Raw genomic sequence first — 23977 nt, 5'->3', positions numbered from 1 at the left:
ATGGCAGTGCCAGTGCCCCTACAATCAACGATCGTTTCTACCTCACCAACTGGCAATCTGTTGTAACTCATAATTCATAATTCATAACTCATAATTCATAATTCATAATTCATAATGCTTATCCCCAACACCTCAAGTTCTTTAATTGATACATTACGCCAAAGACGGCAAAGACTAGCTCAAATTATAGATTTTCCCGCAGTTATTTGGTCAGGAAGCAGCAATCCACGCAATTTTGCTGCAAATGTCTATCCCTTTCGCGCTAGCAGTCATTTTATTTATTTTGCTGGGCTAAACCTACCAAATGCAGCAATTCGCTTAGAAGCAGGGAAGCTAGAGTTATTTATGGACGATCCTCATCCTAGCAGCGCCCTATGGCATGGAGAAATGCCCAAACGTGAGGAAATCGCCCAAATCATTGGCGCTGATAGTGCTAAACCAATGTCAGAATTAGAGTTTTTGGTAGCAGACGCAGCCACGATCGCAGTTCAAGATGCAGCCACATGGACAAAACAATCCCAACTGCTAAATAGGTGGGTTTTACCGCAAAATCCCCCCCAAGGAATTGATTTAGAGTTAGCCAAGGCTGTTGTATCCTTGCGCCTCACCCACGACGAAGGCGCGTTAGCCGAGTTACGCAAAGCTGCGGTTGTGAGTGTAGAAGCCCATAAAGCCGGAATGTCCGCCACAGTACAAGCAAAACGGGAAGCAGAAATTCGTGGAGCAATGGAAGGAGTCATCATCGCTCATAATATGACTACTTCCTACAACAGTATTGTCACAGTCCACGGTGAAGTATTGCACAACGAGCATTATCACCACCCCTTACAACCAGGCGATTTACTATTAGCCGATGTGGGTGCAGAAACAGACACAGGCTGGGCGGCGGATATTACGAGAACTTGGCCTGTATCTGGTAAATTTTCATCTACCCAAAGAGACATTTATGATATTGTCCTAGCCGCTCATGATGCTTGTATTGCTAAAATCCGTCCTGGTGTCGAGTATGGCGAGATTCATCTATTAGCAGCCAAGGTAATTGCCGAAGGATTAGTAAATTTAGGTATTTTGCAGGGAAATGCTGAGGATTTAGTATCTAGAGATATTCATGCTTTGTTTTTCCCCCACGGTATCGGACATCTCTTAGGCTTAGATGTGCATGATATGGAAGATTTGGGAGATTTAGCAGGCTATGAAGAAGGAAGAAACAGAAGCGATCGCTTTGGCTTAAGCTACCTGCGTTTAAATCGTCCCCTCCGCCCAGGAATGCTAGTCACAATTGAGCCAGGTTTTTATCAAGTTCCAGCAATTTTAAACAATCCTCAAAATCGCGCAACCTATCAGTACACAGTCAACTGGGACAGATTAGCTGAATTTGCCGATGTCCGAGGAATCCGCATCGAAGATGATGTATTAGTCACAGCGCAAGGCAGTGAAGTTTTAACGGCTGCATTACCAAATCAAGCTAATGCTGTAGAAGATTTAGTCAAAGCAAAGGATTGAAATAACACAATCTATAGTGACTGGACTAATGTTGTGCAATCATAAAATTGGGTTATATTTATAAAATTGAATATTTTCAATATTCATATTGCACTCTTTCAGCCCAGTCATATTATGACTTCTCCATCCTAAAACCCAATAAAAATCTTAATATTAGGACTTACGCACACTCTACAAATTCTTGGCATTCTTGGCGTCTTGGCGGTTCAATAAATTAAGGATTTTGATAATTTTTGCGTAAGTTCTGAATATTTTGGATAGGTATGTAGATATAGGTTAAATTTATTTTAAATTATCGATAATTAATAGAATGGAAGAGAAGATTTAATTATATTAAGTAATGGTTGCGTAAAGATATCTACTATTGGCTTTGCTAAAGTTAGTAAAATACCAATAGCAATTGTAAATACAATAGCTTGTTTAACAGAATAATTTTCTATTCTCTTCTCTAGATCATCCATACGTGTTACTAAATAAGGCAGAGAGGACACTAAATCAGGACGATTAATTAAGTCAGTTGGGATTGAATCATAACCTATTTTATTCCGTGGATTTTCGTCATCTTGATCCAAGTCTGCATACCATATAGAAAAGAATCTCTCACCTCTTGCTACATGGAAGTTAAGAGGCCCCGCATTATAAACAGCAAAAATTAGCTTGCCATTATAGCCAGGATCAACATGAAAACCAGAAACATTAATTAGTCCACTTGATTTAAATTTAAATTTGATTGAAATAAATGCAAGTGCGTTTTTAGGCACTTGAATTGTTTCAGCAGTTATCAGAAATGCGAATTGTCCTGGAGGGATAGGAACAGTTTCTTTATCTCCAAGAATAATTTTTTTACGCTCTTTTATAGGTGTATCAGGAAGCGCTGAAATATAAACTTCTTCCCCCAAACACAATTCGTAAGATGCAGATTGAATTTGATCGGGATTAAATGGTGCAATTAAATTGCGAAGACGAGAGTTCAAAGTTTGTGATGACCAAAAACTCATTGTTTTACCTGCAAGATATCGTTGAGTGAATGCTTCATTTCTACACAGACTAAACGCCTACTAGACTCTTCTATAATAGAAATATTTCGTGATTCTGCTTCCCTAATAAGTAGGAGAAAAAATTTTATTATATTCTTGTTCCATGTTGCCCGTATTGGATAATCTTCTTGGTGGTCTGTTGCTTCACAAGCTTTAGCTAATTCAGCAATTATATGAATATATTCATCAATAAAGTTACCAAAACCATAGTTAATCTTATTGCTGAAAACTTCTTTCGCTAAAGAAATTCCCAAGAGATTACTGGCAGAGACTATCATGATAAATGAATCAATAAATGCTCTACTATTTTCTCTGGAGGAAGCAGGCATAGACGAAAGAATTCCCAGATATTTAACTAAATGCAATACAATATGATTCATTCGTCGAGAAATACCAAGAGCAACTATTTCATAATGATAGATTTTATCATGTTGCATTTGTAATAGCTGATAATCATTTAATATTTCTACTGAAATTCTTGAGCTTTTCATAATATTCATATACTAGTTTTTAAATTAAATTCTAAAATATCTTGCACAACGCTAATTATTTTAGCAATAAATAGGTGTTAATATATATATGATATTTTAAAATAATAGATATAATAGCAATTTATAAGTTTAAATTTTAGAGAGTTTATGGATAGATATATTATTAAAATTTATTTCCTAACAGCAAATGCTTAAAATATATTATTTCCTATGAGAGAATTTTTATTTTAGCATTGATACCCCACTTAGGTGGATAAAAATAGTCAATTGGTTGAGGAGTTGGAGTAAACTTAGATTTTATTTTTTTACGATTGCTTTTTAAATTAGGGAATGCTGCTCGACAGTATTTATCAGTTTCACAAAAAAGATTTTGACAGTCTATGGCTTGCAGAGGACGACCCCAGAGAGATTGAAAATTTAAACCCAAACGCTGAAATTCTTTTTCTTGGTTTTCCGTCATCCAATGAATAATATCAGCGTATGTTTTATCTGCTATATCAACAAAACACTTTTGAATACCGCGTTCTGCACCTGGGCCTGCTATAGTGAAACTATTTTCGTCAAAGTTAATAATTTCACTATAATTAATATCTGTAGCTAATTGGTAAGACATAAACTTACCCAACAAAGGATACTCTAAAATAGTATTAAAAACTTCTTCAAATGTTTTGGCTTTTACTATTCGATTTACTACCTTATCTTGGAGGATCATTTTATCAATTAATGCTAGATGATTTTGGTGCTTTTTATGATAACCAAACTCTTTACTAGCACAAGACATATAAGCACTAGTATAAATGACATATCCAAGCTCCATAGCCTTTTGTAATAGGTTAGAATAAGTTTCCAGATTAAAGTTAGATAGAGTAATATAATCTCCTATTTGATTCTCCAGATATTCCCATGTTTCTATTTTATTAAAAAATTTAAATAATAAAATTCTCAATAAGACTTCTTCTTCATTGTGACTTCTATTTTTATCGTAAATGATATTTTTAATCAAATATTGAGAAACGCGATCGCTTGCCCGATAAGCATTACAGAATTTGTAAGTATTAATAATGGTATCGCTCGTCCAAGGTGGTGCTAAATTGTTAATTTTTTTGAAAAATACCTCCTGGCGCATAGCAGCAAATCGCCAATAAGTATCAAAAATTTCTGGTCTTACTTGCATACGCTATATTTCCTGTTTTATAACCAAACTACTGTGGGTAATAGCTCTGGCTTTATTCGTCTTACATTATCTCCTATGAAACCCATGCATAAAATGTAAAGAGGCAAAATTTTCATAGTTGCTGATATTTGTATCGATCTGAACCTTGAGTTAGTAACAGGGACGAGCGTAAACAGTCACATGCGATCGCTCATCACATAACATATCCCTAGCTTTAAGCGCTGAATTATCTATACCCCTGCTCAAGTCGCAAGGAAAACTACTAAGCTGGTAAATAGCACGTTTAAACTCTACTGAAAATTTCTACTGCCTCACTACCTGTAATCGAAATTATGTTTGATGCATTAGCCGATCGTTTAGAATCTGCCTGGAAGAAACTACGGGGACAGGATAAAATTTCCCAGTCCAACATTCAAGATGCTTTGCGCGAGGTTCGCCGCGCTTTGTTGGAAGCAGATGTTAACCTCCAGGTAGTTAAAGATTTTATTAGTGAAGTCGAAGCCAAAGCACAGGGATCTGAGGTAATCGCTGGCGTGCGCCCTGACCAACAGTTCATCAAAATTGTTTACGATGAACTAGTTCAGGTGATGGGGGAAGAAAATGTTCCCTTGGTAGAAGTCGAGGGAGAAACTACCATTGTCCTCATGGCTGGATTGCAGGGTACTGGTAAAACCACTGCTACGGCTAAGTTAGCTTTGCATCTGCGGAAATTAAATCGCAGCTGCTTGTTAGTAGCTACAGACGTATATCGTCCAGCCGCGATCGATCAGTTAATTACCTTAGGTAAACAAATTGAAGTACCAGTATTTGAACTGGGAAGCGATGCAGATCCCGTTGAAATTGCCCGCCAAGGTGTAGAACGAGCTAAAGCAGAAGGCATAAACACAGTAATTATTGATACTGCTGGTCGTCTGCAAATAGACGCAGATATGATGGCAGAATTAGCCAGAATTAAACAGACAGTCCAACCCCAGGAAACCTTGTTGGTAGTGGACTCGATGACTGGTCAAGAAGCCGCCAATTTGACCCGCACTTTCCATGAAGAAATTGGGATTACTGGTGCAATTCTTACCAAAATGGATGGTGATAGCCGAGGTGGTGCTGCACTATCTGTCAGACAAATTTCTGGCGCACCGATTAAGTTTGTCGGTGTCGGTGAAAAAGTCGAAGCACTGCAACCATTTTACCCAGACCGGATGGCATCGCGGATTTTGGGTATGGGTGATGTCCTCACCTTAGTGGAAAAAGCCCAAGAAGAAATTGACTTGGCAGATGCAGAGCAAATGCAGGAGAAAATCCTCTCAGCCAAGTTTGACTTTACCGACTTTCTCAAGCAATTGCGCCTGCTGAAAAACATGGGATCGCTGGGTGGAATCATCAAAATGATTCCAGGGATGAACAAGCTTTCTGACGACCAACTAAAACATGGAGAAACCCAGCTAAAACGCTGTGAAGCGATGATTAACTCCATGACTCGCCAAGAAAGACGCGACCCAGATTTATTAGCTAGTTCTCCCAGCCGCAGACGGCGGATTGCTACAGGATCTGGCTATAAAGAAGCAGATGTGAGCAAACTTGTAGCTGATTTCCAAAAAATGCGATCGCTCATGCAACAAATGGGTCAAGGTCAATTTGGTATGCCCGGAATGTTTGGCGGTATGGGTAACGCCTTCGCCGGCGGAGGTAATCGCCCCCCCGCCCCAGGTTGGCGAGGTTATACCGGAAACAATCCCGGCGCAACGAAAAAGAAAAAGAAAGAGAAGAAAAAGAAAGGATTCGGCAATCTTTAGTCAATAGTCAACACTTCGACTCCGCTCAGTGTTCACAGTCATCAGTCATCAGTCATCAGCCTAAACAATTGTACAGACGCGATTAATCGCGTCTCTGACAAATGACAAATGACAAATAGCAGTTCATCCCCAGCAAGTGCTAAAATTAGCATTCCAGGATGGAAAATTGTGCCTAAAAGAAGTTGAGCCTCAACTTAACGGCAATAGCCAAAATTAGTTTGTCGGCTCTTTCAGGTCGAAAACTACAGAAAAAAGTCTTTTGACTTTGGACTATGGACTTTTGACCGATACAAAACCGCACTTACTTCCAACTGAAATCTACAAAACAGGAGAACGATTTTTCAATCATGATCAAACTGCGCTTGAAGCGATACGGTAAAAAGCGGGAAGCGAGTTACCGCATCATAGCTATCAACAGCCTCGCTCGCCGCGATGGTCGTCCCTTAGAAGAACTGGGATTTTATAACCCCAGAACAGATGAAGTTAGATTGGACGTTCCCGGAATCGTCAAGCGACTGCAACAAGGTGCTCAACCAACTGACACCGTTCGTCGCATCCTAGTAAAAGCTAATGTTTTTGAACAGGTCAGTGCCACAACAGCCGCATCATAGTATCGGAAACCAATCCTCCTCAGCCAGCCCCAATTACGAAGGGTTGGTGAGGTTTTTAGTGCAGCCGTTTTTAGAATCCCCAGAGTCTTTAAGCGTCGATTGTGAAATTTCCCAAAGTCTCAATAAGGCTTGGATTCGCATCGCTTTTGACAGTGCAGATAAAGGCAAAGTATTTGGTCGGGGAGGACGCAATATTCAGGCGATTCGCACAGTAATTGCCGCAGCGGCCGAAGTAGCTGGACAATCAGTATATCTGGATATCTATGGCAGCAGCGCCTCACGGGAAGGCGGATCTTTTGATGAAGATAGGGAAGAGCGATTACCGCCACCCAAATCAAGAGAACGACGCGGAAACGGAAACGGCCCCAGACCAATCGCCAAACCCCGCACCCGCTAGGTGGAAACTTTATAGCCAGTCTGGGCGGTTTATTATCCGCTCAGACATTCTGGTCAAGAGGAATGGTTAAAAAACGCCAAATTTGGTACTCTGGCATCAGTAGGGTGAGGCATTGCTTGATTAATTAATGGGTGTTTCCCATCAAGAAGAGCGATCGCACACTGCTTATAGTTACCGATAATCATATTTAACTCTGAACAATCTCTGTCAGGAGGTGAAACCAGGGAGTGGCTGAAGTTCGTTTAGGTGAAAATGAGTCAATAGACTCAGCGCTGAGACGTTTTAAAAAGAAAATTCAAAAAGCCGGCATTTTATCAGAAGTTAGACGCCGGGAACGTTACGAAAAGCCTAGTTTACGACGCAAGCGTAAAGAGGAAGCCGCACGCAAAGGTGTCCGCTACTAAATTCAAAGTAGCGTCTTTGCTAAGGGACTTCCAAGAAATAAATTATCCAATCTTGTGGGGTGGGCAGCGTTCGACTGAGCGCTCACGCCGAAGTCTTGCCCGCCTTTGACTATGGGCGGGCGAGACGCCCACCCCACAATAAATAGTTGTATATTTTTTTATTTGGAAGTCCCTAAATGTGGTTAACCTAAATTAACTATCTAAGTTAAGGTTTGAAACTATTTGATAGCAAACCTACTAAAAGTAGAGATGTGATTCATCGTATCTCTACTTTTCTCCTTGAAGAGGGGTTAGGGACAAGGGGGACAAGGAGGACAAATGACAAATGACTAATGACAAATGACTAATGACTAATAACTAATGCCTTTAAAGGAAAATTTTATAATTAAAAAATACTATGGCAGAGGCCTATAAAATTGAGCTGCCGAATATTTCAAGTGCGATCGCTTTAGCTGGAGATGGAGAAGAAAATCTCAAACTTTTATCCCAGCAAACAGGGGCTAACTTGGTATTACGCGGACAGGATTTACATATTTCGGGGACACCCAAGCAAGTTGATTTAGCTTCGCGATTAGTGCGATCGCTTGAAGAAATCTGGGTTAAAGGTAATACTATCTCCAGTGCGGATATTTCCACAGCCCGTCAAGCTTTAGATACCCATCGCGAAGGCGAACTACAAGACTTACAGCGCGATATCCTCGCTAGAACTCGCCGGGGTGAAGAAATCCGCGCTAAAACCTTTCGTCAGCGTCAATACATTGATGTTCTCCGCAAGCGTGACTTAGTTTTCGGTACCGGGCCTGCGGGGACTGGTAAAACCTTTCTCGCTGTCGTTGTCGCCGTTCAAGCACTCCTCGCCAATCAATTTGAAAAGATCATTTTAACCCGTCCCGCCGTCGAAGCTGGCGAAAAACTCGGTTTTTTACCAGGAGATTTACAGCAAAAGGTAAATCCTTATCTCCGTCCTCTTTACGATGCAATTAATGAATTTATCGATCCGGAAAAAGTTCCTAATTTAATGGAACGGGGTGTGATTGAAGTTGCACCACTAGCTTATATGCGGGGACGTACTCTCAATAACGCCTTTGTAATTGTCGATGAAGCCCAAAATACCACACCCGCCCAAATCAAAATGGTTTTGACGCGATTGGGCTTCCGTTCGCGTATGGTAATTACAGGTGACATGACACAAACCGATTTACCAATCAACCAACAATCAGGTTTAGCCGTAGCCTTACACGTCTTAAAAAACGTCGAAGGTATTGCTTTTTGCGAATTTTCCCAAAAAGATGTCGTGCGTCATCCCCTAGTTCAGCGCATCGTCGCTGCTTACGAACAATACGAAAAATAGTCCATAGTCAAAAGTCCATAGTCAACAGTCCATAGTCAAATGACTAACTACTTTTGACCATTGACCATTGACCATTGACCATTGACCATTGACTCTTGACCCTTGATCCTTAACTCTGAATCATGACTACTACATTGAAAGAATTTTTAACAGCTTGTGAAAACTTAGGAACTTTGCGTTTAATTGTCACTAGCAGCGCTGGTGTATTGGAAGTTAGAAGCAAGTTAGAAAAGCTATTTTATGCAGAGTTACCTAATAAGGGTAAATATGCCAATATGCATACCGAAAATTTTGAATTTCACTTGAATATGGATAAAATTACGCAAGTGAAATTTGAAACTGGTGAAGCGAAAAGGGGTAATTTTACAACCTATGCTATCCGCTTTTTAGATGAGAAACAAGAGCCAGCTTTAAGTTTCTTTCTACAATGGGGTAAGCCTGGAGAATATGAACCCGGTCAAGTAGAAAATTGGCAAGCTCTGAAAGACAAATATGGCGAAGTTTGGCAACCTTTACCAGCCGAAATTTAATACCAATTTGACAAAAGAATGCGACAGATTGTAGGGGCAAGGCATTGCCTTGCCCTCTAAAATATATTGATATGTCGCCAACATTATTTGAATTGGTATAATTTTGGAATTAGGCATAGTGCATAAGTAAATTATCTGCTCTTACATAGCTTTTGCACCGCTCACAATCAAACGCTTAAACAACCCTTCTGACCAACCTGTTTCGCGCAAAACCGCAGATGAAGATACTTCAATATAAGCTTGCTCAATAAAGGCTAAATCAATCATACACATGCGCCCAAGAGCATCTTTTAAATTTGCACTTTTGCCATCTTTTGTTAATCGTTTACCCACTTCATATATTACTGTCGCCATTGCAGGGACAACATGTTGAGGCCCAATACCAAGGCGGACATGAACTAGTCCAATTTTCCAGCGCCTTTCTGCATAAGCATTACCCCAATTATCCATACCTGTAAACATTTCGTGAAACCATTGAATAAAAGTTTCATGAAGGCGATGCATCCGCTCGTTACTCGCATGTAAAATTGCATTCATTTCCGCATCGCGTCCCAAGTAAGCATAAAAATGATCCGCCATTTCTGAAGCTAGTTCTAAGCCCCAATTTGCTTCAGATTTAAGCAGTTCTTTATCCTCAGATGTCAAACCAATGCGCTTTTCTAGCGTAGCCATGAAAGTATGTGGATCTAAAGTCATGATTCCGATTTCCTAAAAATTAATCAGCAGTGGATAAAATGGTATTTTGTCAGCGCCAGCAATTTATAAATTGTGAACTCTACGGGAGCATCCCAATTTTGACGCAATACCCTATAAGGGTATTGCTATACCAACAAAGCCTGCCTTCGCAGGCTATCAAACTTTTAGCCTGCGTTCGTCGAAGACGTTCCCGAAGGGTAGGCAGGCTTCGTATTTCTAGCCCCACCCTTATAGGGTGAGGGCGTTTTTGCACATTTGGGATGCTCCCAACTCTACAATTTAGAGATATTGACAGAATTCACAATTTATTGTGATTATCTAGGTTTTTGTGAAATAAAATCTTTGGTTCGCAAATTTACAGAATTAGCCTTAATGTCCCTGATATTTAAGCCACTAAAGGTGCAATTTGAGCCACAGCGCGTTTGATTTCTAAAAACAATAAACCTTGTTTAACAGCAGCATTCGCTAAAACTAGTAAAACTGCATCGGGTCCACAACTCACAACAATTCCAAAACCTTTTTCACCTTCAACTACAATCCGATCAATAGTTCCTCTAACTAATTCACTACCTATACGTTCGCCTAAAGAAAGCATAGCTGCTGACATGGCTGCGGTGCGGTCTTCATCCATTTCACTAGGTAATACTGAAGCTAAGGCTAAACCATCAGGACTGACTAAAGCTGCGCCTTGAATGTGGGATGTACCACTAACAAATTCTTGGAGAACCTGTTGCAACATGGAAATATTTATCATGGCTTTTTCTTCAGTAAGTATTGGTAAAATTTGTTGATTAGTTGTTTGTAAATCAATTTGCAAATTTACAGGTTGATTTCTATCCCCAAATATTTGTTTCAATTTTCGGGGAATTAGCTTAAGGATTTTGCCCAAATGCATTGAGGCTAATTTGCTAGCTAAAAAATCTCAGATTTCTATGTCACTGATACTGCGAATTAAGCTCATTTTCCCTGCACCTACGCAACCTGCGATCGCAATACGTAGGATTTCCGTCTCTATCTCCGCAACAATCATATTTATATAGCCCTTGAGATCATCGCAGAGCTACCTTCTATGAGCGTGAAAGCAATAAAAATTACTCACACTGATATCAGGAGTGCAAATATACTCTGGAAGCACATCAGTAGTTCCAGTATGTTTTGAAAATATTGACGTAACTATTTGTCAGCGTAGATGCAACTATCAATCAATTACACGAGTTATTACGCACCCTGAAACTCGTTCATCAGTACTTTAACGGATTTTACACCATTATTAATTTACTTTTCAAACATTAACTCATTATTTTTTTGTATATAAAGTAGTGTGTTACATCATACAAAGCAAAGTAATTTCCTATCTGCATAATTAGTGAGCTGACAGCTGATAAGTTATGTTTGCTTGTGTTTTTGCTTGCATCAACGAAATGTAACACAATAATCTTGGAGATAAATTTTTACTCGCTAAAAAATTAAGTACTGGTTATGAAGGCGATTTGGAGTTTTTGCTTAGTGGCTTTGTTCCTCTTCGGGTGGAGTGGAAACGCTACAGCTGGAGAATTATCAGAAAGGCTGGCGAAGTTTCCCCAATGGGAGAAATTAACCTCTGTGCAACCTGCTGTAGGTGATTTAGCTTATCCTGATTGGATGGCAGGTGATTGGCAAGTTAAAAGTACATTAGTAGATTTAGTTGCACCTCTAGCACCAGATATAGTTACACCAGGATTTGAAGCTAACCGCAAACAACTGAATCAGCCGATCAGTTTTTTAGTCAGATTTATTCCGGAAGAATCTCCGGTTTTTAGCAGCAAAACTCTTTTACAGATAGGTAAAAAATCCTCAATATTAGTAGCCGATAGAGTTTTTAATAGCTTGAATTTAGCCCGCGCTTATTTAGGTAATGAAGCGGTATTATCGGTAAAAATTGATCCTAATTCGCCTAATCGTCAGATAACATTATTGCGCGGCGATCGCCAATTAGTTTCGATTGTAAGCGATCGCGCTACAGAAACCGCTGCTGATGGCGAGTTTATCACTACAGAAGTGTTTCAACAACTGTTTAAAGGTGGTTCTCGTCCTTATTTAAATAAGGTAGAATCTACTACGGCTTACCGTCAAGTTTCTCAATCTCCGCCAACTATAGAAGCCGATCAAGTAACTGCTGTCTATCTTTCTCCTCAAGATCCAGATTACTTTATTGCTAATTCTCAACCAGTTGCACTTTATCGCTATCGCTTAGAATTTTCACCTTCCCAATTAGCAACTACTCCTTAAGATTGATTTCGAGCGAGAGAACTTGACTACATTGTATTACGCATGTAGTATATAAATTCCAAGCTCACGTTCTTGGAAAGAGTGCATCATGGCCAAATTTCGAGACATTATACATTATTTTCGCCCCTACTGGGGTTTGAGTATTTTTAGTATTGCTGCATCCAGCGTTTACGAACTGATTGATTTGGTGGTACCTTATGCCATTGGACAAATTTTAAACGTCTTATCTAATGAACCATTAGATACACCGCTAGCAAGTGCGATCGCAACTTTTTCTTCTCTCATTAATTACCCAGTTGATAAAAATCTTTCCTTGGGTATATTGCTAGGGATAATTTTTGTAGTAACGGTTGTCAGAGCGCCTACACAACCTTGGTTAACCAGTTGGTTTCACTGGGATATAGCCTTAAGAGCGCGTCGAGAAAAAACCGAAACATCCATAGCTAAAATTCTCACTCTCCCACTAGAATTTTATGATGAAAATAACCCCGGACGAATAGCTGGGAGAGTAGCGAGAGGACTTGCTAACCACACTTGGACATATCCAGAAATAGCCGGACAATTAATTCCCAAATTAATCCGCGTGTTGGGAATTTTTGTGTTTATCTTGTTAATTGATTGGCGGATTGCGACTTTATATATAATTTCCTTCGCCATTATTCTCACCTTTACTTTGCGAGATTTGCAAAAGATAATTGGTTACGAAAGCCGACTAGATAGGTACATGGAAAATACCGAAAGTCGCACTTCTGAGCTAATCACAAATATCAAAACTGTCAAAGCATTTGCCACAGAAGGTAACGAACTTAAAAGACAAACACAACGTTTAGAACGGGAACTAAAAGTAGTAGATTACCGCATCCATAAAGGTTACGTAGATCTCCTAACTTGGCAGAAAACAGTAATTCAATTCTGTGTATTTGCCATCCTTGGCTTAACTTTAGCCGCCACAGTCGGTGGAAAGATTTCTCTAGGTCATTTCGTCATGACTTTAACTCTTTCCAGCATGGCATATTCTGAGTTAGAACCTATCAGCAACCTAGCAGAAGTATTCGCCCGGCGCTATTCTTCCATGTTGCGGTTTCATGAATTTCTCCAAGAACCAACTGGTGCGGATACAGATGGTTTATTAGCAGTAGAAAATCAAGGACAATCACCTTATCAATTTACCGGGAAAATTGAGCTATCCCATATCCATTTTGGATATGATGCCAACCGTTTAGTATTGGAAGACATCAACTTATTGATTGAGCCATACCAAACAGTAGCCTTAGTTGGGCGTTCTGGTTCCGGTAAATCTACCTTAGTCAAACTATTGTTGCGGTATTTTGAACCACAACAGGGACAAATTCTCATTGATGGACAAGATATTCGCACATTAGATGTAGGGAAATATCGCCGCAGATTAGCGATCGTTCACCAAGAAGTTGATATCTTCAACGGTACTGTGTTAGATAATCTCACCTATGGCAGACCAAATGCCACCTTTGAGCAGGTTCAGGAAGCCTGTAGGATAGCCAGAGTCGATGAAGTGCTACAATGCCTACCCCAAGGTTATTACACCGTTGTTGGCGAACGTGGCGTGAGATTATCTGGCGGACAAAGACAGCGCTTGGGAATTGCTAGAGCTTTGCTCGTAGAACCAGACATACTAGTGTTTGACGAAGCTACCTCCAGCTTAGATTACGAATCCGAGCGTTCCATTCAATTAGCCATGCGATCGATTCAAGGAACCCGCACCACAATCATCATCGCTCACCGCCTGAGTACAGTTCGCGAGGCCGATAAAATTGTCGTTCTCGATCGCGGAAGAATTGTAGAAGTTGGTAGCCACGAGGAACTTTTGCGCCAAGAGGGTATTTACCGCCGCTTGCATTCCTTGCAAGAAACTGGCGAACTCCTGAGTTAGCTTAAAGAAACTGGGTTTATTTACTTAACCCAGTTTTCCCAAAAAAATTTTTCTCAACCCCTTGCAGTCTGAAAAACTTGGTGCTAATGTTATAAATCGTGATGCAAAACGGGTCGGTGTCCGAGTGGTTAATGGAGACGGACTGTAAATCCGTTGGTTTGCGCCTACGCTGGTTCAAATCCAGCCCGGCCCACCACTTCACAGTTAAGAGTTATAATCGCTGAGTGATGGTAAATGTCCCAGCATTATAACTCTCAACTACAATAAAATTTAAGTTTTGCCCGTGTGGCTCAGTGGTAGAGCACACCCTTGGTAAGGGTGAGGTCACGAGTTCAATCCTCGTCACGGGCTTTTTATTTTGTCTATATAATCTACGCTAAATTAAGGGTTTCAGCCCTTACAAAATATTTAGAGATGCAAAAACTGAGTTTTTTACTCACATTTTTGGCTATGATTTGGCTATGATATCGAAATATTAGCTATTCTACTTGCATTTTTGGCTATGATTTGGCTATGATTTTGTAGAGTAAATTATATTCATAGCCATTTCTAGATTATGAATAGTACATCTAAAGCCATCAAAGGAACAGTAGGCGTTGAATCTTTTCAAGATAGATTACGTCTGAGACTGCCAAGGCAAGCCTGTCCTAGTAAAAAAAGATATTTATCACTTAATTTAGCTGATACGCCTGAAAATCGTCAGCTAGCAGAACAGAAAGCACATCAGATAGATTTAGACATTAAATCTGGCGAATTCGATGAAACATTGGCTAAGTACAAGCCACAAAGACACTTATCAATAGTCAATCCAGATGAACCCCAAATAGTCTTAACAATTTCTGAACTATGGGATAAGTATATTGAGTACAAACGCCAATCTCTTAAACCTAGAACAATCGATAAACTAGCAATACTAGAAAAACATATTAAACGCTGTCCCTATCAGAATTTAGATGAGGGTATCAAAATTAGGCTTGCATTATTACAGCAAACAACCACCTCACAAGCTAAAGATGTACTCATGTATCTTTCAGCCGCTTGTAAATGGGGAATAAAACTTGGTTTAGTCAGATTTAATCCCTTTGCAGGTATGTATAATGAACTTCCCAAGCATAAATGGCAGGATGATTCAAAACCTAATGCTTTCAGTGAAGAAGAAAAGCACAAAATAATTCAGGCTTTTAAAAATCACAAACCATCTAAAGGTATAGGATATAGTCATTATGCACCATTTGTAGAGTTTTTATTTTTGACAGGTTGCCGACCTTCAGAGGCTATTGGTCTACAATGGAAGCATCTTACAGATGATTGTTCTCGAATTACTTTTGACAGTGCATTAGTCCAAGTGGGAAATGGGGAAAGAGTGCGAGTTAATGGTTCTAAGAACAATAAAAAGCGGGTTTTTAATTGTAACGAGAGATTACAAAAACTATTATTAAACATAAAACCAGAAAATCTCGATTTTGAAGCTTTAATATTTCCATCTCCTGAAGGATTATCAATACATTATAGGAACTTTTCACGCCGAGCTTGGGATAAAATTGTAGATCCATTAATTGGTCGTAAAACAACTCCATATTCTTGTCGTGATACTTTCATATCTGAACAAATCGCCAAAGGTGTTCCTACGGCTGTAGTTGCTAAATGGTGTGATAATTCGGTAGAAATAATTGAACAAAAATATCTTGATTCTCAAGTATTAGAACAATTGAAGCCACTATAGTTAATTGTATGTTGGGTTGAATGCTGACACCCGCATCGTAGCTTCCTTATAAATTAATTGAGTAATCAGAGCAATCGTAGGTTGGGTTGAGGAACGAAACCCAACACATAAACACCTTGGTATTGTTAGATTTTACTTCTTTAAACTCAACCTACTAGCCTATTATTTTATTATTGAAAAATAACCAGGATAGATATTGTCTATCGTTATAGTCAGGAATATAAAAGCTAAACAAGCTATCTAATTCATTATGGACGAATTTTTATATGAAGCAGGTTATTTTGTATGGAAATCTAGATAAGAAGCATCCTTGGCTTGAGGGGTTTAAGGTTAGTGCGGATGGTAATCTTGAACTTAATATAAGTGGTGTTAATAGTTTTCAGATAGACAAAGAAGAACAAGCAATAACTTGGCAAGATCTTTTTTATTCAAAACTAAATGAGTTGTGTGAACCTAGAGAACTAGTAAATGCAGCTCTAGAATCAGATCATCCTATGCATATCATTGATAAATATATACCGTCTCTGTGGAACAGGCTAAAAAAATACTGTCATCCAGAGTCTCAAGCTGAACAAGATTTTTTTGATCTGTACTGCCAATTGTGCGTTCATCATATAGGAGAATACTATGACCTTCCTGCATTAATACCTCGTGTCTATATTAACTGGAGCTTTTCTAAGGAAAAAAGAAATACAAATGAGGAGCCTTATATAGTAGACTTCGTTTTTAAAAGTCCTGTATTTGGAACCAATAATCTAGTTATAGTTGAGATAGATGGGCCTTCACACTATGCAAGTTATAACTCTAATTTACGTCAATATACAGTTTGTGAAAGTACATATGCAAATCATTTAGCAAAAGATAGATGGTTAAGAAAACAAGGTTTTAAGGTTTTCCGAATAGGTAACGATGAAATCAAGCGGATTACATCTCTACCAGAAAAAGAAAGGCTTGAGCAGTTCTATTTTTTCTTTATAGAGGTATTCGGTGATATTGTATTTATTGAGGGATACCATTCATGGTAATCGGTGCGATCGCACTCGTTATTTATAGAGAAATCATTGTTCATATAGCAATTCGGGGCATGGCAGTGCCAGTGCCCCTACAATTAACTATTATCTGTACCTCACCAACTGGCAATCTGCTGTAAATTTATTTAGGCTAAGTTTGTGCCTAGTCCTCTAGCCATTATAGTTGCTAATAAAGGAATGAGAATAAAGCCAACTAATTCAGATATAATTAAGCATATTAGACGGTTAAGTTTTGCTAATTCTAACTTGGGTACTTCACCTCGTAAGAGACTTTTCAACCAACCTAAAAAAGAAACAGTGGGATAAATAGACAAACACCCCACCACGATAAAAGCTGCTACTTTGACGTAAAAAACTGGGTTGTGCAAATAGTAATCTGTACCTTTACCAAAATAAAGAACTCGCAAGATACCTGTAATCAGCACAACAATTGCCGAGATACCATAAATCGCATCGGCTATGACAATTTTCCAAGCGTCTTTTAGACTCAAATCTTTGTTTAAGGTAAATACTTCTAACACCAGCGCACCAAAACACAAGATAAAGCTTAAGTAATGCAAATACGCAACGATCGCACTTACCCACATAATATTTCTAAGTTCTACTAGGTTGCTATCTATGACTTGAAATTCCAAGCTAACACTAAGATAAGCAGCTAAAAAGTAACTATTTATTCAGACAGAATTGTCTTACTATTGCATGGAGTTGATGATGATAGCCTTTGAATCCCTTACCAATGACTAATGACTAATGACTAATATTTTTAGCGATGGACGGAAATTCGCTTACCAGGATCTTGCTTTCTTACCCAAGCCAGGAATTTCTGCATTTGTGGCTCATTGCTGAGTTTTTCTAGGGTATTCAGTTCTTTAGCCAGTAGCTTATTATCGAATAAAGCATGAATCTGGCGATGACAAGCAGAACAGATATTGACTGTTTCACCTGGTTCTTGGTGCTTGCGTTTGGTATTTTGTCGCGGAACTAGGTGATGGACGGTTAAATTCGCCATCTCTCTGTGACACAGTTCACATTGCTCTAATTTAATCTTGGACACGCGATCGCTACTAAAACTCAACCCTATCTTATAGGATAGCGATCGCTAGATACATTCAGCAGGCTATCGCACTACTTTATAGTTTATTTTCCCACGAGCGCGGCAGGGTTCGAACCTGCGGCCGATTGCTTAGAAGGCAATTGCTCTATCCACTGAGCTACGCGCCCAAAATAATAAGATGGCTCTTGCAAGAGTCATTTGTTTAATTATATCTTTTCCTTTACCAATAAGCAATTGAAAATTGCAGATTTCCCAGTAAGAAGGCTAAGATGCTAGTCGCTGGTTACTGAATGTACAGTGAAAACGAAGTAAATGGACTATTTTTTTTATATATTTTATGGTCAATGGCTAATTTGGGTATTGGAATAAATCAATACTGGGTAGTCTATTGTAGAGTAACCTCTAGCGATCGCGAGGTTTTCGTCTGCAGTATGCTAGGTAATCGCACTCTTGGCGATGCTGGTAAATCAGATTATAGATCGCATATTGAGAACGCCCCTGAGAGGAGTTATTTGCTAGTGCCATGTTTATTCTCAAACGGCAGGATGTAGAAATATCAAGCATTCAGCACCCGAAGCGGGATCAGCCAGTGCCAGTTATCCACTATCAGGGGCAAACATTTCGCTTGATTAATGTTTTTAAAGCTAGCCAAGAGGAAGAAGCTAGAGCATTGTGGAGAGAATTAACGGATCAACGAGGTAAAGCCTGTGTATTGTTGGAAGAACCAGATCGCTTTAGCGTCTGGGGCAAAATCCGTTTAGAACAGCTAAGTGATACAGGTAGTCACAGCAAAGCAGGAATTTTTACCCAAGGTAGTCTGCTGCTATTGCAAGCTGTGTATATGGACATTGAAGATTTTTTAGGTGCTAAACAAGCAACTTTATTTGAAAAAGATATTACGGAGATATTGCGACAAAAGCAACTTCCCCAAGCAAGTACGCCAGAAGCAGTAAAATTCTTGCTCAAGCAAGATCCGCTAGACATCCACAGCCTGCCCAATTGGCAAGAAAATCATGTAACTACCTTTTTACAAGAACTCCATAAGCTGGGTAAAACTTACTTTGGCAATGCTAACTTTGCTCATCCAGTAGTCGATAGGTTACAGGATATGTCAGATGAAGAGCGATCGCTATTTATCAGTTGGCTAAATCAATCTCCAATGAGTAAACTGTGGCAATAGCATAGACAAGTTAGGAAAACTGTTGCCACGGATACTTGCTCTTGGCAGCTAATTGTGCATTCTTGGCAAGAGCAATTGACTAGTTGGTTTCTAGAGAAACTCCTGCCTACAAAGTCATGCAAGTCAAATTCTGCCAAATTTTGTTTAGATAATCAAGCCTTATGGGTAGTTCTTACGAAAATTCTTACCGTTCTAAATCTATTTTCTCAACTGGGAACCTGATTTTAACTGGCATTGGCTGGGCTGTACTGGCACTGCTATACTTTTTATTGTTTAGCGCTAAAGTCCCAGGAGCAAATGGCGTAGAAAGTCGTGCCGAATGGTATTTAATTGGGACAAATGTTTTTGAAGCGTTAGCTTACCTGGGTGCCGGTATCTTATGCTTGAGGAATTGGCGTAGTCCGCAAATTGTCAGTGGTCGCAATGTTTGGCTCGCCATTGGCATAGGTATGCTGTCTTATTTCCTTGGGGGGATATTTTTCGGTTATACGGAAATAATCTTAAAAGAAGAACCGGATGTTTCTATTGGTGATGTGTTTTTTGTAGTAACCTATCTGTGTCTTGGTACAGGTATGATTTTAGCAGCAGCTCACAGGCGAATCAATCTCGAAAAATGGCAATGGCTAATTGTATTAGCTATTGGCGTATTTGGTAGTTTGTTAGCCTGGTGGATTTCGCTGCAACAGAGCAAAGAACTAGAGTTGCTAGGCACCATTTTGAATTGGTTCTACATAGTCAGCGATGTAGCGATTTTGATTATCGCCACAACTTTGCTCTTAGCCTTTTGGGGAGGAAAAGTTGCGCAATCATGGAGAATGATTGCAGCCGCAGCATTTTCGCTCTACATTGCAGATATGTGGTTTAAATATGCTCAAGGTCCCAATTATCAAAGTGGAGAGATATTAGAAGTGTTTTGGGTTTTTAGTGGAGTTTTGTTTGGTATGGGCGCTGTCTTAGAATATGAAACATCACTGAGCCGATCGCGGCGGGAGAGAGGAAGGAAAAGAGCGTAGCAAAGATTTTTGGTGTCTACCGTGAGAAAATTAACTGATTCTGACAAACAAGAAATTCTCAAGTTATATCGAGAATCTGCCGAAACCACCTCAACTTTGGCAGAACGGTATGACGTGAGTAACTCGACAATTAGCCGCTTACTGAAAAGTACTTTGCCAGAAGACGAGTACGAGTATCTCGTTTCTTTGAAACGGGCTGCGAGAACTCCTGAAGGTAGGGCACAGGTAAACTACGAGCAGTTACCACTGTTAATTCAGCAACCACCTAAACCAGAAACTCCGACAATCGACAAACCGGTTGTGGAGTCGCCTAAGGTTGAGCCAGAAAAAGTAGTAGCTGCATTAGAAGAAGACGATAGCCTAGAATCGAATCAGGCTAATAGACGGGTAAGGCGGCGTTCTTCAGCAGAAGCAAAAGAAAAGCAACCCGTCGCACAACAGCTAGAAATTATTCCCAAAAAGCCGCCGGAAGTTCCTAGCGCTCCCAGTCCGAAACTGCCAGAAATCGTCAGTCTGCCTACTCCTAAAGTAACAGAAGTTCCTAACCTGCCGATTCCTAAGCGGGCAGAAGCGAGCAATATTTCTAGCCGCATCTTAGATGATGAACCGCCACAAGCTAACGTTTTAGCGCAAATGCTAGGCGAAGACTTGTTGGATGAATCTGAGGATTTGGAAGATTTAGAGGACGATTTAGACGAAGACGATGATTTCTATGATGAGGATGAGGACGATGACTATGAGGAAGCAAGACCTTTAGTCACCAGACGCAGACCAGGGGAAGCACCAGTACAGGTGTTACCATTGTCCTCAGCGCAGTTGCCGAAAACTTGCTATTTGGTGATTGATAGATCCTCAGAATTAATTACCAGACCACTGAGAGACTTTGGCGATTTAGGTCAAATTCCGAACCTAGAAACTCAGCAAAGAACTTTACCAGTGTTCGATAACCATCGCGTTGCCAAGCGTTTTTCTACCAAGCGCGATCGCGTGATTAAAGTGCCAGATAGTAAAATGCTACACAAGGCGCGTACTCATCTGCAAGCTAAAGGCATCACGCGGCTATTGATTGATGGTCAGGTATATTCCTTATCTCCGGTTTAGTTATGGAAATACCTGCTGGCTACGGTGTGGTATTAGCGACAGCCGCCAATGTCCAAGAGGCACAAGCCATCGCTAATGCCCTGGTGGAAGCTAAACTCGCTGCTTGTGTGAGTCTATTGCCAATCCACTCGATTTACACCTGGCAAGGGAAAATACACACAGAAGATGAATGGCAGTTACTCATTAAAGCTGATTTGGCACAATTTTCTACCTTGGAAGCCAAAATTCGCGAACTGCACTCCTACGAGTTGTCGGAAATTATCGCTTTACCCATTATTGCGGGTTCTCAACCTTACCTGCAATGGATTGCGGAACAAATCAAGGGCGATTCCTAGACGATTCAACATAAATAACCCCATCTTTTGAAGTTTCTCGGAGATGGGGTTATTTATTGGGGAATTTTTTTGTATGGCTGTTGACGGTTGACGCTTGACGGTTGACGCTTGACGGGGGAGCATCCCAATTTTGACGCAATACCCTAGAAGGGTATTGCTATACCAACAAAGCCTGCCTTCTTTTGCTAAAAGTTTGATAGCCTGCGAAGGCAGGCTTCGTATTTCTAGCCCCACCCTTATAGGGTGAGGGCGTTTTTGCACATTTGGGATGCTCCCGTTGACGGTGGACTATTGACGGTTGACTATTGACTATAAACAGCCGCCGCAAACCGATTTGCTAAGTTAATAATGTCTTGTTTGCGGGCGATTTGGTTAACCCATGCTTGGGGTATGTTCTCTATACCGTAGTAAATTCCTGCTAAACCGCCAGTTACCGCCGCAGTGGTATCTGTATCGCCACCTAAGTTAACAGCAGTTAACACAGCTTGAGAATAAGATGAACTATTTAACAAACACCATAATGCTGCTTCTAGGGTATCGATGACATAGCCGCCAGAATTAATCTCTTCTACGGGCAGTTTATGGATTTCACCAGTATAGATGCGGGCAAAATGGGGTTTTTCTAGTAAATACTCTCGTACAGAATAAATAGCTTGAATTTTCTCTAAACTTTGTAAATAAGCTGTTTGCAGGTCAGCCCCTTCTAACAGGGCAACGGCGATTGTAATGTAAATACCACAAGCCATGCGCGATCGCGCATGAGCATGGGTAATGGCTGAAACATCATGTACCCGCGAAATTAATTCGTTATAGGTCAAGATTTTGTGGCAATAAGCCATTGGCAGGATTCTCATCAATGAACCATTACCATTGGTGTTTTCGATTTTTCCCCCGGCTTCCCGGGGCAAAATACCCTGTTTCAGACGCATAATTGCGGCATGGGTGGTATTGCCAATATCAAATAGCTGACCTCTAGGAGTCCAATAGGCGGCTTTATACCAGCGCCAGAAGGAATTAGCTATAGCATCTAAGGAATACCCTCTACAAAGACTTTCTGCCAAGCAAAACGTCAAAGAACTGTCATCTGACCAAGTTCCTGGTGGCTGATTCCATGTGCCATAACCTAACATCTTTGTGACTGGAGATTGAACTCGTTCGGCGCGGCTGGTAAACTCCACCGGCACACCCAACGCATCACCGACACATAAACCCATCAATCCAGATAACGTTTTTGTAGCGGCTAGCATTATTCAATCTCCATAAAAGTCTCTAAAACTTAACTTTATAGATTCCCTCTAGAGCTTGTTGCAATAGCTGTTACAACCTCATATTTAGCAATCCTATTTTATATGCAAAAAAAAGGGACAAGGGAGAAGGGAAGGAGGACAAGGAAGACAAATGACAATTGTAGAGACGCGATTCATCGCGTCTAATAATCTTCAATGCACCGCTCTACTTAATTATTAATATTTATTGTGCCAGTTATGAAAGCGTCTACTTTTTAGTAAAAACTCCCGGATATTCTGCAAAAAGCTTGTAATTATAGCGCCGCTATTATCAGTTCAGATTAATACAGGGCTGGAAACGTACCAGCATCAATAGAGACAGAAATTTAGTAGAAATTGAAAAAATCTTGGAACCTTTTTTATTAGATTGCGACTTTTAATTTAACAGCAAAAAAACAATATTTGGTGCGAATTATGAAAGGTTTAATTAAGTCGGCTTTGACAATTTCTGCGTTGTCTTCTGTAGTAATTGCTCCTCTTTTAATGAATGCAGGGCAAGCTTCTGCACAAACACAAAAAGGTACTGATGCTAGCTATATTGGTGCTGGTGTTGCAGGTGGTGTAACTAATGGCGGACAACCTGGTCAAGATGCTCAATTTGCTGGTAACGTTACAGGCCGTTTAAAATTAGGCCCTACTCCCTTTTCTGCACGGACTCAAATCTTATTTACCGATCAGACAACTGCAATTATTCCTCAAGTTTCTATAGACGCACCAATTGCTAAAGGAACTAATGTTTACTTAGCTGGTGGTTATTCTTTTGTGGAAACTGATGGTAAACAAACTCCTCTAGGCGATCGCGATGGTGTAGCTCTGACTGCTGGTGTAGAATCTGAAGTTGCGAAAAACTTCATGCTCTACGGTAACACCACACTAGGTATGAAGACTTACCAAAATAGCCCAGCTTCGGCCGTCAGCATTCAAGGTGGTGTAGGTTATCGGTTTAGATAGGGCATGGGGCATCCCTTCGGCTTCGCTCAGGGCGGGTGGGCATGGGGCATGGGGGAGGCAGTGCGTTGCGGGGGTTCCCCCCGTTGTAGCAACTGCCGTCATGGGATAATTTTCTTTATGCCTCAGTCTGGAAAGATTTACC

Annotated in this window: 25 protein-coding genes and 3 tRNA genes; 18 read left to right on the top strand and 10 right to left on the bottom strand. The window is 40.2% G+C overall.

All coding sequences use genetic code 11. The features are described 5' to 3' along the window. The first annotated feature begins 114 nt into the window (after positions 1 to 114). Positions 115 to 1503: an aminopeptidase P family protein gene (locus AACW45_RS12875; protein WP_190633011.1), complete on the top strand. Its 1389-nt coding sequence runs from the start codon at positions 115 to 117 to the stop codon at positions 1501 to 1503. A gap of 302 nt (positions 1504 to 1805) precedes the next feature. On the opposite strand, the gene AACW45_RS12870 is transcribed toward AACW45_RS12875, so the two are convergent. From AACW45_RS12870 to AACW45_RS12860, 3 genes are all read right to left on the bottom strand, one after another. Continuing rightward, positions 1806 to 2501, bottom strand: a complete 696-nt coding sequence (locus AACW45_RS12870) for a dCTP deaminase (RefSeq protein ID WP_190633010.1) — start codon at positions 2499 to 2501, stop codon at positions 1806 to 1808. Further along, positions 2498 to 3040 carry a hypothetical protein gene (locus tag AACW45_RS12865; protein ID WP_190633009.1) on the bottom strand — a complete coding sequence of 181 codons (543 nt, stop codon included), beginning with the start codon at positions 3038 to 3040 and terminating at the stop codon, positions 2498 to 2500. Before AACW45_RS12865 ends, AACW45_RS12870 begins: the two co-directional genes overlap by 4 nt. A 199-nt stretch (positions 3041 to 3239) precedes the next feature. Continuing rightward, entirely contained in the window at positions 3240 to 4205 is a 966-nt protein-coding gene (locus AACW45_RS12860; RefSeq protein ID WP_190633008.1) for a nucleotide kinase domain-containing protein, read from the bottom strand. A 332-nt stretch (positions 4206 to 4537) separates the two neighbouring features. On the opposite strand from AACW45_RS12860, the gene ffh reads away from it, so the two are divergent. The 3 genes from ffh (at position 4538) to AACW45_RS12845 (ending at position 7003) form a co-directional block, all read left to right on the top strand. After that, positions 4538 to 5995 carry a signal recognition particle protein gene (gene ffh, locus AACW45_RS12855; protein ID WP_190633007.1) on the top strand — a complete coding sequence of 486 codons (1458 nt, stop codon included), beginning with the start codon at positions 4538 to 4540 and terminating at the stop codon, positions 5993 to 5995. Positions 5996 to 6342: 347 nt separating this feature from the next. Continuing rightward, the gene (rpsP, locus tag AACW45_RS12850; RefSeq protein ID WP_096590652.1) at positions 6343 to 6606 is read left to right on the top strand and encodes a 30S ribosomal protein S16; all 264 of its coding nucleotides are present in this window, start codon (positions 6343 to 6345) and stop codon (positions 6604 to 6606) included. Continuing rightward, positions 6566 to 7003, top strand: coding sequence for a KH domain-containing protein (locus tag AACW45_RS12845; RefSeq protein WP_096645352.1), 438 nt, complete (start codon positions 6566 to 6568; stop codon positions 7001 to 7003). Before rpsP ends, AACW45_RS12845 begins: the two co-directional genes overlap by 41 nt. 53 nt (positions 7004 to 7056) lie before the next feature. On the opposite strand, the gene AACW45_RS12840 is transcribed toward AACW45_RS12845, so the two are convergent. Next, on the bottom strand, positions 7057 to 7188 hold the full coding sequence (locus AACW45_RS12840) for a hypothetical protein (protein ID WP_277880376.1): 132 nt from the start codon (positions 7186 to 7188) through the stop codon (positions 7057 to 7059). A 42-nt stretch (positions 7189 to 7230) separates the two neighbouring features. Between AACW45_RS12840 and rpsU the strand changes: the two genes are divergently transcribed. From rpsU to AACW45_RS12825, 3 genes are all read left to right on the top strand, one after another. Beyond that, positions 7231 to 7407, top strand: coding sequence for a 30S ribosomal protein S21 (gene rpsU, locus AACW45_RS12835; RefSeq protein ID WP_086682879.1), 177 nt, complete (start codon positions 7231 to 7233; stop codon positions 7405 to 7407). A gap of 397 nt (positions 7408 to 7804) precedes the next feature. Continuing rightward, the gene (locus AACW45_RS12830; protein WP_190633006.1) at positions 7805 to 8758 is read left to right on the top strand and encodes a PhoH family protein; all 954 of its coding nucleotides are present in this window, start codon (positions 7805 to 7807) and stop codon (positions 8756 to 8758) included. 122 nt (positions 8759 to 8880) lie between these two features. After that, positions 8881 to 9288: a ChuX/HutX family heme-like substrate-binding protein gene (locus AACW45_RS12825; protein ID WP_096645346.1), complete on the top strand. Its 408-nt coding sequence runs from the start codon at positions 8881 to 8883 to the stop codon at positions 9286 to 9288. A gap of 141 nt (positions 9289 to 9429) precedes the next feature. On the opposite strand, the gene AACW45_RS12820 is transcribed toward AACW45_RS12825, so the two are convergent. Together AACW45_RS12820 and AACW45_RS12815 are read right to left on the bottom strand one after the other, a co-directional pair. Then, positions 9430 to 9984 carry a protoglobin domain-containing protein gene (locus AACW45_RS12820; protein ID WP_096645344.1) on the bottom strand — a complete coding sequence of 185 codons (555 nt, stop codon included), beginning with the start codon at positions 9982 to 9984 and terminating at the stop codon, positions 9430 to 9432. Between the two features lie 385 nt (positions 9985 to 10369). Beyond that, entirely contained in the window at positions 10370 to 10795 is a 426-nt protein-coding gene (locus tag AACW45_RS12815) for a roadblock/LC7 domain-containing protein (protein WP_373462004.1), read from the bottom strand. Between the two features lie 668 nt (positions 10796 to 11463). On the opposite strand from AACW45_RS12815, the gene AACW45_RS12810 reads away from it, so the two are divergent. The 6 genes from AACW45_RS12810 to AACW45_RS12785 all read left to right on the top strand — a co-directional run bounded on the left by AACW45_RS12810 (position 11464) and on the right by AACW45_RS12785 (position 16909). Then, entirely contained in the window at positions 11464 to 12252 is a 789-nt protein-coding gene (locus tag AACW45_RS12810; RefSeq protein WP_190633005.1) for a DUF6816 family protein, read from the top strand. An 88-nt stretch (positions 12253 to 12340) separates the two neighbouring features. Then, positions 12341 to 14161 carry an ABC transporter ATP-binding protein gene (locus tag AACW45_RS12805; protein ID WP_190633004.1) on the top strand — a complete coding sequence of 607 codons (1821 nt, stop codon included), beginning with the start codon at positions 12341 to 12343 and terminating at the stop codon, positions 14159 to 14161. Between the two features lie 110 nt (positions 14162 to 14271). After that, positions 14272 to 14357 (top strand) — tRNA-Tyr (locus tag AACW45_RS12800). An 83-nt stretch (positions 14358 to 14440) separates the two neighbouring features. Then, positions 14441 to 14512 (top strand) — tRNA-Thr (locus tag AACW45_RS12795). Between the two features lie 205 nt (positions 14513 to 14717). Next, positions 14718 to 15884: an Arm DNA-binding domain-containing protein gene (locus AACW45_RS12790; RefSeq protein WP_190633003.1), complete on the top strand. Its 1167-nt coding sequence runs from the start codon at positions 14718 to 14720 to the stop codon at positions 15882 to 15884. 266 nt (positions 15885 to 16150) lie between these two features. Continuing rightward, positions 16151 to 16909 carry an RAP domain-containing protein gene (locus AACW45_RS12785; RefSeq protein ID WP_190633002.1) on the top strand — a complete coding sequence of 253 codons (759 nt, stop codon included), beginning with the start codon at positions 16151 to 16153 and terminating at the stop codon, positions 16907 to 16909. Between the two features lie 131 nt (positions 16910 to 17040). Here the strand turns inward: AACW45_RS12785 and AACW45_RS12780 are convergent, their stop codons facing one another. The 3 genes from AACW45_RS12780 to AACW45_RS12770 all read right to left on the bottom strand — a co-directional run bounded on the left by AACW45_RS12780 (position 17041) and on the right by AACW45_RS12770 (position 18136). Continuing rightward, entirely contained in the window at positions 17041 to 17550 is a 510-nt protein-coding gene (locus AACW45_RS12780) for a DUF2214 family protein (protein WP_242045463.1), read from the bottom strand. A gap of 128 nt (positions 17551 to 17678) precedes the next feature. Then, positions 17679 to 17969, bottom strand: a complete 291-nt coding sequence (locus AACW45_RS12775) for an HNH endonuclease (protein WP_313933774.1) — start codon at positions 17967 to 17969, stop codon at positions 17679 to 17681. A 94-nt stretch (positions 17970 to 18063) separates the two neighbouring features. Then, positions 18064 to 18136, bottom strand: a tRNA-Arg gene (locus AACW45_RS12770). Positions 18137 to 18492: 356 nt separating this feature from the next. Here AACW45_RS12770 and AACW45_RS12765 point away from each other — a divergent pair. From AACW45_RS12765 to cutA, 4 genes are all read left to right on the top strand, one after another. After that, positions 18493 to 19149 (top strand): Npun_F0813 family protein, encoded by a 657-nt coding sequence (locus tag AACW45_RS12765; RefSeq protein WP_190633001.1) that lies wholly within the window; start codon positions 18493 to 18495, stop codon positions 19147 to 19149. Positions 19150 to 19310: 161 nt separating this feature from the next. Beyond that, entirely contained in the window at positions 19311 to 20162 is an 852-nt protein-coding gene (locus AACW45_RS12760) for a hypothetical protein (RefSeq protein ID WP_190633000.1), read from the top strand. Between the two features lie 21 nt (positions 20163 to 20183). Beyond that, a complete protein-coding gene (locus AACW45_RS12755; RefSeq protein WP_190632999.1) occupies positions 20184 to 21263 on the top strand; it encodes a transposase in 1080 nt (359 codons plus the stop codon). Between the two features lie 2 nt (positions 21264 to 21265). Further along, the gene (cutA, locus tag AACW45_RS12750) at positions 21266 to 21598 is read left to right on the top strand and encodes a divalent-cation tolerance protein CutA (protein ID WP_096645326.1); all 333 of its coding nucleotides are present in this window, start codon (positions 21266 to 21268) and stop codon (positions 21596 to 21598) included. Between the two features lie 302 nt (positions 21599 to 21900). Here cutA and AACW45_RS12745 read toward each other — a convergent pair whose 3' ends face one another. Continuing rightward, entirely contained in the window at positions 21901 to 22845 is a 945-nt protein-coding gene (locus AACW45_RS12745; RefSeq protein WP_190632998.1) for an ADP-ribosylglycohydrolase family protein, read from the bottom strand. Positions 22846 to 23298: 453 nt separating this feature from the next. On the opposite strand from AACW45_RS12745, the gene AACW45_RS12740 reads away from it, so the two are divergent. Further along, a complete protein-coding gene (locus AACW45_RS12740) occupies positions 23299 to 23835 on the top strand; it encodes an outer membrane beta-barrel protein (protein ID WP_190632997.1) in 537 nt (178 codons plus the stop codon). Positions 23836 to 23977: the final 142 nt, after the last annotated feature.

This window comes from Calothrix sp. FACHB-168, assembly GCF_963889195.1.
Taxonomy (GTDB): domain Bacteria; phylum Cyanobacteriota; class Cyanobacteriia; order Cyanobacteriales; family Nostocaceae; genus Aulosira; species Aulosira anomala_A.
The sequence above is the reverse complement of the archived record's forward strand: the minus strand, read 5'-3'. Positions and strand labels throughout refer to the sequence as shown.

What these genes read in the sequence shown, in the direction of transcription:
- AACW45_RS12875 (WP_190633011.1), top strand. Translation starts at nt 115, where the DNA reads ATGCTTATCCCCAACACCTCAAGTTCTTTAATTGATACATTACGCCAA.
- AACW45_RS12870 (WP_190633010.1), bottom strand. Translation starts at nt 2,501, where the DNA reads ATGAGTTTTTGGTCATCACAAACTTTGAACTCTCGTCTTCGCAATTTA.
- AACW45_RS12865 (WP_190633009.1), bottom strand. Translation starts at nt 3,040, where the DNA reads ATGAATATTATGAAAAGCTCAAGAATTTCAGTAGAAATATTAAATGAT.
- AACW45_RS12860 (WP_190633008.1), bottom strand. Translation starts at nt 4,205, where the DNA reads ATGCAAGTAAGACCAGAAATTTTTGATACTTATTGGCGATTTGCTGCT.
- ffh (WP_190633007.1), top strand. Translation starts at nt 4,538, where the DNA reads ATGTTTGATGCATTAGCCGATCGTTTAGAATCTGCCTGGAAGAAACTA.
- rpsP (WP_096590652.1), top strand. Translation starts at nt 6,343, where the DNA reads ATGATCAAACTGCGCTTGAAGCGATACGGTAAAAAGCGGGAAGCGAGT.
- AACW45_RS12845 (WP_096645352.1), top strand. Translation starts at nt 6,566, where the DNA reads ATGTTTTTGAACAGGTCAGTGCCACAACAGCCGCATCATAGTATCGGA.
- AACW45_RS12840 (WP_277880376.1), bottom strand. Translation starts at nt 7,188, where the DNA reads ATGATTATCGGTAACTATAAGCAGTGTGCGATCGCTCTTCTTGATGGG.
- AACW45_RS12830 (WP_190633006.1), top strand. Translation starts at nt 7,805, where the DNA reads ATGGCAGAGGCCTATAAAATTGAGCTGCCGAATATTTCAAGTGCGATC.
- AACW45_RS12825 (WP_096645346.1), top strand. Translation starts at nt 8,881, where the DNA reads ATGACTACTACATTGAAAGAATTTTTAACAGCTTGTGAAAACTTAGGA.
- AACW45_RS12820 (WP_096645344.1), bottom strand. Translation starts at nt 9,984, where the DNA reads ATGACTTTAGATCCACATACTTTCATGGCTACGCTAGAAAAGCGCATT.
- AACW45_RS12810 (WP_190633005.1), top strand. Translation starts at nt 11,464, where the DNA reads ATGAAGGCGATTTGGAGTTTTTGCTTAGTGGCTTTGTTCCTCTTCGGG.
- AACW45_RS12805 (WP_190633004.1), top strand. Translation starts at nt 12,341, where the DNA reads ATGGCCAAATTTCGAGACATTATACATTATTTTCGCCCCTACTGGGGT.
- AACW45_RS12790 (WP_190633003.1), top strand. Translation starts at nt 14,718, where the DNA reads ATGAATAGTACATCTAAAGCCATCAAAGGAACAGTAGGCGTTGAATCT.
- AACW45_RS12785 (WP_190633002.1), top strand. Translation starts at nt 16,151, where the DNA reads ATGAAGCAGGTTATTTTGTATGGAAATCTAGATAAGAAGCATCCTTGG.
- AACW45_RS12765 (WP_190633001.1), top strand. Translation starts at nt 18,493, where the DNA reads ATGTTTATTCTCAAACGGCAGGATGTAGAAATATCAAGCATTCAGCAC.
- AACW45_RS12760 (WP_190633000.1), top strand. Translation starts at nt 19,311, where the DNA reads ATGGGTAGTTCTTACGAAAATTCTTACCGTTCTAAATCTATTTTCTCA.
- cutA (WP_096645326.1), top strand. Translation starts at nt 21,266, where the DNA reads ATGGAAATACCTGCTGGCTACGGTGTGGTATTAGCGACAGCCGCCAAT.
- AACW45_RS12745 (WP_190632998.1), bottom strand. Translation starts at nt 22,845, where the DNA reads ATGCTAGCCGCTACAAAAACGTTATCTGGATTGATGGGTTTATGTGTC.
- AACW45_RS12740 (WP_190632997.1), top strand. Translation starts at nt 23,299, where the DNA reads ATGAAAGGTTTAATTAAGTCGGCTTTGACAATTTCTGCGTTGTCTTCT.